This window comes from Azospirillum sp. HJ39, from assembly GCF_041507355.1.
Taxonomy (GTDB): Bacteria; Pseudomonadota; Alphaproteobacteria; order Azospirillales; family Azospirillaceae; genus Azospirillum; species Azospirillum thiophilum.
Map to the genome: position 1 here is coordinate 501041 of NZ_CP167910.1, position 11979 is coordinate 513019.

11 protein-coding genes are annotated in these 11979 nt (G+C 67.8%); 4 read left to right on the forward strand and 7 right to left on the reverse strand.

Annotation, left to right across the window (positions count from 1 at the left end):
• Nucleotides 1-328 precede the first annotated feature (328 nt).
• From ABMY26_RS12790 to ABMY26_RS12800, 3 genes are read left to right on the forward strand one after another with little or no spacing between them, the layout of a single operon-like run.
• Nucleotides 329-1006, forward strand: a complete 678-nt coding sequence (locus tag ABMY26_RS12790) for a chemotaxis protein CheX (protein ID WP_372396099.1) — start codon at nucleotides 329-331, stop codon at nucleotides 1004-1006.
• Nucleotides 999-2870 (forward strand): PAS domain S-box protein, encoded by a 1872-nt coding sequence (locus tag ABMY26_RS12795; protein ID WP_372396100.1) that lies wholly within the window; start codon nucleotides 999-1001, stop codon nucleotides 2868-2870. The genes ABMY26_RS12790 and ABMY26_RS12795 overlap by 8 nt, the downstream gene beginning before the upstream one ends.
• A complete protein-coding gene (locus ABMY26_RS12800; RefSeq protein ID WP_372396101.1) occupies nucleotides 2867-3268 on the forward strand; it encodes a response regulator in 402 nt (133 codons plus the stop codon). Before ABMY26_RS12795 ends, ABMY26_RS12800 begins: the two co-directional genes overlap by 4 nt.
• Nucleotides 3269-3307: 39 nt before the next feature.
• Here ABMY26_RS12800 and ABMY26_RS12805 read toward each other — a convergent pair whose 3' ends face one another.
• From ABMY26_RS12805 to ABMY26_RS12825, 5 genes are all read right to left on the reverse strand, one after another.
• Nucleotides 3308-3961: a hypothetical protein gene (locus tag ABMY26_RS12805; protein ID WP_372396102.1), complete on the reverse strand. Its 654-nt coding sequence runs from the start codon at nucleotides 3959-3961 to the stop codon at nucleotides 3308-3310.
• A gap of 242 nt (nucleotides 3962-4203) precedes the next feature.
• Nucleotides 4204-6312 (reverse strand): YgiQ family radical SAM protein, encoded by a 2109-nt coding sequence (locus ABMY26_RS12810; RefSeq protein ID WP_372396103.1) that lies wholly within the window; start codon nucleotides 6310-6312, stop codon nucleotides 4204-4206.
• A gap of 174 nt (nucleotides 6313-6486) precedes the next feature.
• A complete protein-coding gene (locus ABMY26_RS12815; protein WP_372396104.1) occupies nucleotides 6487-7725 on the reverse strand; it encodes a TCR/Tet family MFS transporter in 1239 nt (412 codons plus the stop codon).
• 148 nt (nucleotides 7726-7873) lie between these two features.
• Nucleotides 7874-8449, reverse strand: a complete 576-nt coding sequence (locus tag ABMY26_RS12820) for a TMEM175 family protein (RefSeq protein ID WP_372396105.1) — start codon at nucleotides 8447-8449, stop codon at nucleotides 7874-7876.
• A 66-nt stretch (nucleotides 8450-8515) separates the two neighbouring features.
• Entirely contained in the window at nucleotides 8516-9247 is a 732-nt protein-coding gene (locus ABMY26_RS12825) for a YoaK family protein (RefSeq protein WP_372396106.1), read from the reverse strand.
• A gap of 203 nt (nucleotides 9248-9450) precedes the next feature.
• Here ABMY26_RS12825 and ABMY26_RS12830 point away from each other — a divergent pair, with 203 nt between their 5' ends.
• Nucleotides 9451-10188, forward strand: coding sequence for a hypothetical protein (locus tag ABMY26_RS12830; RefSeq protein ID WP_372396107.1), 738 nt, complete (start codon nucleotides 9451-9453; stop codon nucleotides 10186-10188).
• 16 nt (nucleotides 10189-10204) lie between these two features.
• Here the strand turns inward: ABMY26_RS12830 and ABMY26_RS12835 are convergent, their stop codons facing one another.
• Nucleotides 10205-10930, reverse strand: a complete 726-nt coding sequence (locus ABMY26_RS12835) for a hypothetical protein (protein ID WP_372396108.1) — start codon at nucleotides 10928-10930, stop codon at nucleotides 10205-10207.
• Nucleotides 10931-11141: 211 nt separating this feature from the next.
• Nucleotides 11142-11954, reverse strand: coding sequence for a phosphate ABC transporter ATP-binding protein PstB (pstB, locus tag ABMY26_RS12840; RefSeq protein WP_372396506.1), 813 nt, complete (start codon nucleotides 11952-11954; stop codon nucleotides 11142-11144).
• Nucleotides 11955-11979 lie beyond the last annotated feature (25 nt).

An 11979-nucleotide genomic window follows, 5' to 3' on the forward strand; every position in this document is an offset into this window, starting at 1 on the left:
TGGGGCACAATCCTTGATGTGGAGACGCCATCCCCCCCCGGACAAGTGCCCGGCAAGGGCCCCATTGCCATGGCGCCGCACCATGGACGCAAAATTGCGTGCCCATGGCAATTTTGCGCAAGCAGACCAAGGGCTTGGGCGCGTTTTCAGGCAGGATGCATGAACCGGCGGATGGTTGGGCTGACCATTGTGGGAAGAGAACGGCTATATCGGCTATGGCGTGGCGACCTTAACATATGACATTGACGGGGGTGCCCTTTTGGCCGTCGATGGGCCACATTCGGAGTGCGACCGCCGGGCGGCGCCGGTTGGGAAACCGAGACCAGGAATGAACGGGCGCCGAGACATGGTGGAACTGACCGACCTGGAGCGCGACGCGCTGACCGAGTTGGTGAACATGGGGGTCGGCCGCGCCGCGACCCATCTCAGCCGCATGGTCAGCGATCAGGTCCTGCTGTCCGTCCCGACCGTCGACATCGTCAGCCGGCTGGAGGCGTCGGCCTTCCTGAGCGCACGCGAGCGCAGCGGCCTGGTCGCGGTGGAACAGCAGTTCCGCGGTTCCTTCGACGGGCGCGCCATGCTGATCTTCCCGGAAGCCAACAGCCTGGAACTGGCCCGCGCCGTCCTGGGCGGCGACCTGACGCTGGCGGAGATCGTCGACCTGGAACAGGACGCCCTGGCGGAGATCGGCAACATCATCCTGAACGGCTGCCTCGTCGTCGTCGCCAACGCGCTGCGGGACCGGCTGACGATCTCGCTGCCGGCGGTGCTGCGCGGCGACGGCGCCAACATCCTGAAGGACAAGGGCGGGGACAGCGACGAGCTGGTGCTCTTCCTCTACATCGATTTCACGATCCGCAGCCGCAGCATCCGCGGTTACATCGCCTTGCTGATGGGGGTATCCTCGCTGGAATCGCTGAAGCAACTGATCCATGCCTTCATCGAGGGCATCGCATCCGAAGCCCCCACCTCCGCCGGAACGCCCGATGGCACCCACATTGCCTGAACAACCCACGTGGGCCCTGGATGTCCTGGGGGCGCTGGACGCCGGCATCCTGCTGCTGGACCGCCATTGCCGGGTGCTCTACTGGAATGGCTGGATGGAGCAGGCCTCCACCCTGCCGGCCCGCGAGCTGCTGGGCCACGATCTGTTCGACGCGCTGCCCAACCTGCGCGAATCGCGGCTGCACAGCGCGGTGCGCGACACGCTGGCCACCGGGGCGCCCGGCGTGCTGTCGCACACGCTGAACCCGATGCTGTTCCCGCTGCGCCTGCCCGACGGCCGGCGGATGGTCCACAATGTGCTGATCCGCCCGCTGCCGTCGCAGCCGAATTCCCATGGCGGCGACGCGCGCTGCCTGATCCAGGTGACCGACGTCACCGCGTCGGTGAACCGCGAGCGCGTCCTGCGCGAACAGCGCGACGCGCGCTACCGCGCCATCGTCGACACCGCTCCCGACGCCATCGTCACCACCGACACCCGCGGCATGGTGCAGTGGATGAACGGCACCGCCACCCGCCAGTTCGACTACCGGCCCGACGAGCTGATCGGCCACAGCGTGCGCGTCCTGCTGGGCGACGATGCGCCGGACTGGATCGCCATGGCCGAAGGCAGCGGCCCGGGCAGCCCCTGCGGCCTGGACATGGCCGCCCGTCCGGTCGAGCTGTCCGGACGGCGGCGCGACGGCAGCGCCATCGACCTGGAATTGTCGATGGCGCGCTGGGAATCGGAAGGGCGCAGCTTCATCACCGGCATCCTGCGCGACATCACCGAGCGCCGCCGCGCCCGCGAGGAGCTGCGGGCCAGCGCGCTCGCCATGCGGCAGCTGGCCGAACAGACCAAGGCGACGCTCGACGCGCTCCCGGCCTTCATCGCCGTGCTCGACCGCTCCGGCCACATCGTCTCGGTCAACCGCGCCTGGGCGGAAGCCGGGCCGGAACCGAGCTTCCTCGGCCAGGGCTGCATCGTCGGCGACGATTACCTCCGGCATTGCGGACGGGGCGAGACGGTCGATCCGCGCGCCGACACGGTGATGGACGGCCTGCGCACGCTGCTGAGGGATGGCGGCCCTCCGGTGTCGGCGGAGTATGTCACCAACAGCCAGCGCTGGTTCCGCTGCCTCGCCGCTCCGATGCCGGCGGGGCCCTTCGGCGGCACGGTGCTGATGCACATCGACGTGACCGAGATCAAGTCGATGGAGGCGGCGCTGCGCAAGCTGGTCGGCCAGAAATCGACCCTGCTGCGCGAGGTCAACCATCGGGTCAAGAACAGCCTGCAACTGGTGTCCAGCCTGCTGACGCTGCAGACCCTCAGCCTGCCGGACGAGCGGGTTCGGGTGCATTTCCAGGACGCCCGCAGCCGCATCGAGGCGATCGCCCGCGTCCACAACCGGCTCTACCAGGCCGACCAGTTCCAGACCATCGAGTTCGGCACCTACCTCAACGAGCTGTGCGAGGATCTGGCCCGCGCCTCGGGCGGCGGCGACATGTGCGACATCGCCGTGCGGTCCGAGGTGGTCGACCTGCCGATCGACCATGCCGCTCCGCTGGGCCTGATCGCCAACGAGCTGATCACCAATGCGGTGAAGCACCGGGGCGACGCGCCGGCCAAGGTGACGGTGACCTTCCGGCGCGAGGGGGACCGGCTGGCCCTGACCGTCGCCGACCGCGGCCCCGGCCTGCCGGCCAACTTCGACATCCGCAAGAGCCGCAGCCTGGGGATGCGGCTGGTCTCCAGCCTGGCCGGACAGATCCGGGCCAGCGTCGACATCGACGCCACACCGAAGGGAACCGTTTTCCGGATCGAGCTGCCGGTGCCCGACGCGGTGCCGCTGCTGGAATCCTCAGCAGCCGAGGAGTTCGGCGGATGAAGATCCTGCTGGTTGAGGACGAGGTGCTGATCGCGCTGGAACAGCAGCTCTACCTGGAAACCGTCGGCCACGACGTGGTCGGTCCGGCGGTGACCGCAACCGAAGCCGTGGCGGTAGCCACCGCCGACAAGCCGGATCTGGCACTGGTCGACGTCCATCTGGGCATGGGCTCGAACGGCATCGACGCCGCCCGGCAATTGACCGCCATGGGCGTGCCCTGCCTGTTCATCACCTCCTTCCGCGACGAGCTGAAGAAGGGGGGGCCGCTCACCGGCATCGGCTGCCTGCCCAAGCCCTTCACCCAGAGCGGCCTGCTCGCCGCCGTCGACGCCGCCCGCGCCATCCTGGCCGGCGAGACGCCGCGCAACGTGCCGCAGACGATGGAACTGTTCGTGTGACGCTCCGCTCGTCCGGAAGACGTGAGCCGATGCGGGATCCTACAGGAGACGGCGCACGGATTGGATGTCGAAGGTTCCGCCGCCATCGGTCGTGATGATCTGCGCCCAGATCTGCCACTGGCCGTTGACACGCGCGCCGACAACGGTGGATTGTCCCGTGCCGCCTTGCGTCAGGCGATAGTCGTTGCGCATGTAGCGTCCGGCATAGCCGGCCAGCGATTGCAACATCGCCCCGTTATCGGTGGCACCGTTCGCATCCTGGATGTTGTGGTGGGCAACCCGGACGATGCCGTTTCCGGCGCTCCAGCCGAAGGAGCAGCCATTCATCATGGCATTGAAGAACAGGGTGGCATTGGCCCCGATGGACAGCGAATAGCCGCTGTCGACGTTCCATGGCAGGAAATACGCCGTGCCGTCGCCATTGTTGTGCGGCCTGACCTGATACATCATGCCGTTGGTGTGCCAGCCATAGAGGAGTCCGCGATACCGGACGTTCACGGCATCGACATGTTCGACGCGGAAATGATGGGGCCGGTGGGCGCCGACACCGACTGTCGCCCCGCCATAGCGTTGATTCCAGTCACCGACGCTCATGCCGTCCGGCATGAAGAAGGTGACGATGTTACGCCTCAGGAATGCCCCTGGATCATTGCCGAGGGGCTGCGCAATCACGTTGGCTTGAACAACCGGCATGGAGTCCTCGTGCTGACCTTGGCAGGACGGGAATCGCGAACCCGCTTGTGGAACGCGGAACATTGTCCCTGAAGGTGGTACAGAGGCATTCCGGTTGTGGAAAGGCGATCTTTTTCCCCCTCCATTTATTTTCCGCTTGACGGCCGGCGGGCAGGAAAGCGGGCATGCGGTTCCGGTCAAGACGGCCAGGTCTCGACGGATCCGCCGCAAGCACTTCATGGAAGAGGACGGGGTGACGCCGCTCAGCGCCCCTTGGGCGGCGTTCCCTTTGGCGGCGCCCCACTGAGGGAGGTCTGGCGCGGCCTCTGCCCGACCGGCTTGCCCGGCGGCGGCACCACGCGGCGCCCCTGGCCGGCCTGCTGGGTCAGGAAGCTCTTGCCCTTCGCCGCCTCGCGCGGCTTGGCTGTCGCCCCCACCGGCTGCCAGGACGGGATCAGCTGTTCCTCGCCCGGCCCGATCAGATCCTCGCGGCCCAGCCGTTTCAGCGCCTCGCGCAGGATCGGCCAGTTCTCCGGGTCGTGATAGCGCAGGAAGGCCTTGTGCAGGCGGCGCTGCTTCAGCCCCTTGGCCGAGGACACCGTCTCCGACCCGACGCGGCGGACCGGGCGCAGGGGATTGCGCTCGCTATGGTACATGGCGGTCGCCAGCGACATCGGCGAGGGCAGGAAGGTCTGCACCTGATCGGCCTTGAAGCCGTTCCGCTTCAACCACAGGGCGAGGTTCATCATGTCCTCGTCGGTGGTGCCGGGATGGGCGGCGATGAAGTAGGGGATCAGGTAGAGCTTCTTCCCGGCCTCCTTGGCCGCCTTGTCGAACATCCGCTTGAAGTCGTCGTAGGCGCCCATGCCGGGCTTCATCATCTTGGCCAGCGGCCCCGGCTCGGTGTGCTCGGGCGCGATCTTCAGGTAGCCGCCGACATGGTGGGTCACCAGCTCCTTGACATATTCCGGATTGCGGACGGCGAGGTCGTAGCGCAGGCCGGACGCGATGTGGATCTTCTTCACCCCCGGCACCGCGCGGGCCTTGCGGTAGAGCTGGACCAGCGAGGAATGGTCGGTGTCCAGGTTCTTGCAGATGTCGGGGAAGACGCAGGACGGCCGGCGGCAGACCGCTTCCGTCTCCTTGTCCTTGCAGGCGAGCCGGTACATGTTGGCGGTCGGCCCGCCCATGTCGGAGATGACGCCGGTGAAGCCCTTGGTCTTGTCGCGGATAAGCTCGATCTCGCGCAGGATGGAGCCTTCCGACCGGCTCTGGATGATGCGCCCCTCATGCTCGGTGATCGAGCAGAAGGAACAGCCGCCGAAGCAGCCGCGCATGATGTTGACGGAAAAGCGGATCATCTCCCATGCCGGGATGCGCGCATCGCCATAGGACGGGTGGGGCGCACGGGCATAGGGCAGGTCGTAGACACCGTCCATCTCGTTGGTTTCCAGCGGGATCGGCGGCGGGTTCAGCCAGACGTCGCGGTCGCCGTGGCGCTGGACCAGCGCGCGGGCGTTGCCGGGGTTGCTCTCCTGGTGCAGGACGCGGCTGGCATGGGCGTAGAGCACCTTGTCGGCCGTCACCTGCTCGTAGCTCGGCAGCCGCACCACCATGCGGTCGGCCCCGGCGGCGCGCGGCGACACCGTCGCCGACGGATCGTCGATCGAGCTGCTGTCGACCACGGTCCAGCCCTCCGGCAGGCTGGAGCGCATGATGGCGGTGCCGCGGATGTCGGTCATCGCCTTGGGCGATTCCCCCGCCAGGGCGCGCTGGGCGATCTCGATGATGGCGCGTTCGGCATTGCCGTAGACCAGCAGGTCGGCCTTGGCGTCGGCCAGGACCGAGCGGCGGATCTTCTCGCTCCAATGGTCGTACTGGGCGATGCGGCGCAGGCTCGCCTCGATGCCGCCCAGCAGGATGGGAACGTCCTTGTACGCCTCGCGGCAGCGCTGGGAATAGACGATGACGGCGCGGTCCGGCCGCTTGCCGCCCTCGTCGTTCGGCGTGTAGCTGTCGTTGTGGCGCAGGCGACGGTCGGCCGTGTAGTGGTTGACCATCGAATCCATGTTGCCGCCGGTCACGCCCCAGAACAGCCGCGGCTTGCCCAGGATCTTGAACGGCTCGGCACTGCTCCAGTCCGGCTGGGCGATGATGCCGACCTTCAGCCCCTGCGATTCCAGCAGCCGGCCGATGATCGCCATGCCGAAGCTGGGATGGTCGACATAGGCGTCGCCGGTGACGATGATGACGTCGCACTGGTCCCAGCCCAGCCGGTCCATCTCCGCGCGCGACATCGGCAGGAAGGGCGCCGCCTTCGGGCGCACGCTCCGGTCGGGGCGGTGGGCGAACAGGTTGGGGGCCGCGAGCATCGCGTTCTCCGGGGCTCTTGAATCGGTGCGGGTGGACAAGCCGACACTCTTAGCGCGTCGGCCGGCAAATTCCCACCGCTGATAACGCAGCGGAGCGATGGGACATTGCGCGGGGGCGTGACGCAGCAATGTGGGACGCCCCCGCGCGGACGCAAGGGGCGGGTCAGTCGGGCCTCAGGCCGAGACGCTTTCCGCCCGGCCGTTGCGCCGCGCCACCGCCCAGCCGATCAACGCCCCGGCCAGCAGCACCAGCGCCGCGATCACGAAGGGCGTTCCTGGATGCGGGAACAGCGGATCCACCCCGACCGACGCGGAATAGACCGACCCGAAGAAGACCGGCGACAGGATGCCGGCGACGCTCGCCACGCTCATGGTGGCGCCCTGCAACTGGCCCTGCTCCGACGGCGAGACCCGCTGCGTCATCAACGACTGGATGGTCGGCATCGCCAGCCCCCACAGCGCGTTCGGCAGGATGGCGAGCGCGAACCAGCGCCCGTCCGGCGCCAGCCCCATGCAGCCCAGCCCGACGGCGCCGGCGAACAGGCCGAGGACCAGCGTTGCCCGGTCGCCCAGCCTCTTCACGACGTGGCTCACCAGCAGCCCCTGCACCGCCATGTCGAGCCCGCCGACCATCGCCAGCAGCAGCCCGACGTCCCAGGCGCTCCAGCCGAAGCGATGCCCGGCATAGAGGACGAAGACGGCGGAAAAGACATGGTGGGAGAAATGCAGCAGGAAATTGACCAGCGCCAGCCCCGACAGCTCCGGATGCGAGCGCAGCAGCCGCAGCGCGCCGAACGGATTGGCCCGCCGCCAGGAGAAGGCCATGCGCTTCTCCGGCGCCAGCGATTCCGGCAGCACGGCCAGGCCGTAGAGGAAGGTCAGGCCGCTCAGTGCTCCCGCGGCCCAGAATGGGGCACGCGGCGACAGCTCGCCCAGCAGGCCGCCCAGCAGCGGGCCGGCGATGAAGCCGGCGCTGAAGGCCGCCCCGACCATGCCGTAGGCCTGCGCCCGCCGTTCCGGCGGGGTCACGTCGGCCATATAGGCGAAGACGGTGGTGAAGCTGGAGGAGGTGATGCCGGCGACCGCCCGGCCGACCACCAGCCACCACAGGCTCGGCGCGACGGCCATCAGCACATAGTCCGCCGCCAGCCCCAGGGCCGACAGCAGGATGACCGGCCGCCGCCCGAACCGGTCCGACAGCGACCCGATCACCGGCGACGAGAAGAACTGCATCAGCGCCCACAGCGCGATCAGCGCGCCGTTGATGGTGCCCGCCCGTGCGTCGGAGCCGGAAAATTCCTCGATCAGCGCCGGCAGCACCGGAATGACGATGCCCATCGCCACGACGTCGAGCGCGGCGGTGACGAGGATGAAGGCCATCGCGGCCTTGCGCGGCCGAAGGACGGGGGGCATCGCGGAACCTTGGGAAACCGGAGGAGGGAGGGGAGGGCGCAGCCGCAAGAAGGCGGGCCGGCGCCGGAAGGCGTGCACCATAGGGGAACGCGCCGGAAATTCCAATCGGAAAATTTCCGATATCGGATGTATTCAGGCCCTTCGCCCGTCACTCCTCCAGGGTGCGCTCGATCCGGCGGTCCGGCACCAGCCACAGCAGGATCACCAGCATGTAGAGCAGGAGCGCCAGCCATTGCACGACGAAGGCCAGCGGGATGGCCATGGCATAGAGCGCCAGGCTGACCTTGCCCTTCAGGTCGGTTCCGACCGCCCGCGCCACGGCGGACTCGTGGCCGCCGCAGGCGATGATCGCCCGTTCGGTCAGGTTGTAACCGATGGCCGCCATGCCGAGGACGACGCCGTAGGCCGCCGTCGCCACCGGCGAGAAGGCGCTCGCATCGAGCCAGCGGATGACGAAGGGAACCAGCGACAGCCAGAACAGCAGGAACAGGTTGGCCCACAGCACCCGCCCGTCGATGCGCGTGGTCGCCTGCAACAGATGGTGATGGTTGTTCCAGTAGAGCCCGACATTGACGAAGGACAGCACATAGGCCAGCAGGATCGGCACGCGCTCCGCCAGGGCGGCGAGGCTGCCGTCCTCCGGCACCTTCAACTCAAGCACCATGATGGTGATGACGATCGCCACCACCCCGTCGGTGAAGGCTTCGAGCCGGCCGGCCTTCATGGTGCGATCTCCAGTCGCGGGGCGGGGGACGGCTTCACCGGCCGGCGCGGGGCTTTCCTGCCAACCTCAGCCGGCGGCTGCCGGCCCGGCCGAAACCGGATGCAGCGCACAGAGCGCGGTGCCGGCCAGAACCAGCGCACCGACGACGGCCAGGGGCAGGGCCAGCCCGCTCCGCATCACCAGGACGGCACCGACGGCGGCCCCGAGGAAGATCGCCGCCACGCTGGCCATCCGGCGCCGCGCGTTGGTGTTTCCGCCGCCGGCAAGGCTGGAATCGGCGGCCAGCCCGGTCAGGGTCAGGGTCAGCACCGTCGTGGTCAGGTCTGGAACCTTCAATTGCCGGACCGTGGCGTTGCGGAAGCCCATGGCGAAGCCGGTCAGGGCGATGATCGCATAGAGGCCGGAAGCGGGCGCCTGCGCGTCGATGTCGAAGCCGGTGGCGACGGCGGCGGCGATCCAGAACAGCGATGTCTCGAACAGGGCCGCGGCGAGCAGCCAATGCCGCATCGGCCGGCCGGCGAATCTCCTGCCGATCCGGCCGGCGACCAGGGCTCCGCCCAGGAAGGACAGCAGCGCCGCCACCGCCGGCAAGACCCTGAAGCCCGGCGTGCCGGCGGCGGCGAAGCCGAGGAAGACGACATTGCCGGTCATGTTGGCGGTGAAGACCTTGCCCAGCCCGAGGACGCTGACGGCGTCGACCAGTCCGGTCGTGACCGACAGCAGCAACAGGAGCCAGGGCAGGGGCGAAGGTCGCGGCGAAGGCAGGGGCGAGGTTCCGGATGCGGCCGGTGCGGACATGGCTGTCGTTTCCCACTGCTTGCCTCGGGTCGGACGGCACTATCGGCCCTCGCCGCGGTTGCGGTCTTGTCGCTTCACGACGGGCTTGGCAAATTCTGCACATGCCGCCGACGCGGAGGTGGCGAAGCCTTGGACGGATCGTCATCGGAGCAAGTCCGCCCGAATACCGCTATGATGGAGCGGAAGACGGACAGGGGCAGGCGATGCACGGCTGGTACTTCGTCGGTGACAGTCACGTCCAATCCTTCGAGATCGCGGCGACCTTCGGCCTGTTCCGCCGCCCGTCCCGGTTCCTCGTCGTCCCCGGCGCCACCGCCGTCGGCCTGCGCAATCCCGAAAGCCACACCCAGGCCATCGTCCAGTTCCAGCAGGCGTTGCTGCCCGTCCTGCCGGGCGTCGTCCCGGTGATCCAGCTCGGCGAGGTCGATTGCGGCTTCGTCATCTGGTGGCGGGCGCAAACCCTTGGCGAGCCGGTGGACGCGCAACTGACGGAGTCCATAAGCGCCTATGCGTGTTTCATCGACAGCTTGATCGATGCCGGTTACGGCCGGGTGGTGGTGACCGGAGCCGTCCTGCCCACCATCCCCGACGGTCAGCGCCAGGGTGCCGTCGCCCGCGCCCGCCACACCGTGACCGCAAGCCTGCGCCAGCGCACCGACCTGACGCTGCGCTACAACGAACGGCTCGCGGCGGAAGCGGCCCGGCGGGGGCTTCCCTATATCGACATTTCCGCGCGTGTCCTGGACACCGGAACCGGCCTGATCGCCGAGGCCTACCGCAGCCCGAACCCGCGCGACCATCACCTGCATCCGATCAGGGGCGCCTACGCCTGGGCCGACGCGGTCAACAGCCTGGAGGACCGGCCGGACGGATGCCCGGCGGACCATTCATTCCAGATACGGGCCGAAACAGCAGCTCCTTCGCATGGAGAGAAGGCTTAGGAACGCCGAATCCTCCTCATGCCACACCGCGCCGTGACGGATGGCGGGTTTCCAGCACGGCGAAGGCGATCAGCAACCGCCGCATGCAGGGGCTTGCGACCGGCTCCACCCCATGGAAGGAACGGTCGGACGGCGCGTAGGCCAGCAGATGGTTCGGCCGATAAGGGGCTTGGGCAACCAGTTCGAAATCCGCACGCGGATAGCGGTCCATCCCCCGCCCGCGGAAGCCGGGATCGCGCGGGCGGTACAGCGCGGTGCCCAAGCGTGATGCCTGCGGATCCTCAGGGGCGTCGTCCGCCGGCATGTAGAGCAGCATCGAGAACATCGTCGCCTCGATGTCCGTATGCGGCAACATGGCGTGGCCGGTATGGTCCTCGATGATGCGGAGCTGCAGCACCGGCGGGGCATCGACCCAGCCCAGCTTGCTGCGGACCTCGGGAAAGCGGTCCGCCATCAGCGCGACGATATCGGGATTGAACAGGCAGTCGCGCACCGCGCGCCACGCCGCAGCCCGCTCGCCGCCGCATTGCCCCAGCCAGCGCTCGGTCAGCGGCACCTGATGGCGCGAGGGCAGGTCGTCGGGCTGGAGAATGCCGAAGGCAAGACGATCCGGCCATTGGGCACAGGCGCGGGCATAAATGTCGGCAGGCAGGAAATCCGGCACCACCAGATGGGGGAAAGGGTCGGCGGCGATCGCCGTATCCGACAGGCGGTTCAAGGAATGCAACGTGTCGACGGTCATGATGGCTCCCGATGCGACCGCTGCGACGATAGCAACCCATGCCAGGGCAAGCAACGCCACACCGCATCACGGCCTGGCCATCGCCATTTAAAACACATAATATTGGTTATGGAAAATAATTGACGCGATGGATCGGCCGGCCCGGAAACGACAATGGGGCCGCCAATTCCTGGCGGCCCCTCTTTCCTCTCCTGCCAGCCTGTCCGAACCCTCAGCCGAAGCGGCCGGTGATGTATTCGGAGGTCTTCTCCTTGGTCGGGTTGGTGAAGATCTCTTCCGTGTTCCCGAACTCGATCAGCTCGCCCAGATACATGAAGGCGGTGAAGTTGGAGATGCGGGCCGCCTGCTGCATGTTGTGGGTCACGATGGCGATGCAGTAGTCGGAGCGCAGCTCGTCCACCAGCTCCTCGCACTTGGCGGTGGAGATCGGGTCGAGCGCCGAGGTCGGCTCGTCCAGCAGCAGGACCGACGGCTTGACCGCGATGGCGCGGGCGATGCACAGGCGCTGCTGCTGGCCGCCGGACAGGCTCATGCCGTTCTGGCGCAGCTTGTCCTTCACCTCGTCCCACAGCGCGGCACGGCGCAGCGAGAACTCCACCCGCTCGTCCATGTCGGCGCGCGACAGCTTCTCGTACAGCTTCACGCCGAAGGCGATGTTGTCGTAGATCGACATCGGGAACGGAGTCGGCTTCTGGAACACCATGCCGACGCGGGCGCGCAGCAGGTTCAGGTCCTGCTTGGGCGACAGGATGTTGACGCCGTCGAGCAGAACCTCGCCGGTCGCGACCTGCTTGGGATAGAGGTCGTACATCCGGTTCAGGATGCGCAGCAGGGTCGACTTGCCGCAGCCCGACGGGCCGATGAAGGCGGTGACCTGACGGTCGTACAGCGGCAGCGAGATGTCCTTCAGCGCGCGGTAGCCGTCATAGAAGAAGTCCAGGTTGCGCACGGTGAACTTCTCGGGCAGGCCGGCACCGGCGATCGGGCGTTCGGCACCGGCACCGGCGACCATGCCGGGGGGCATCCTGTGGCTGCCGTGGGCGGGGCTG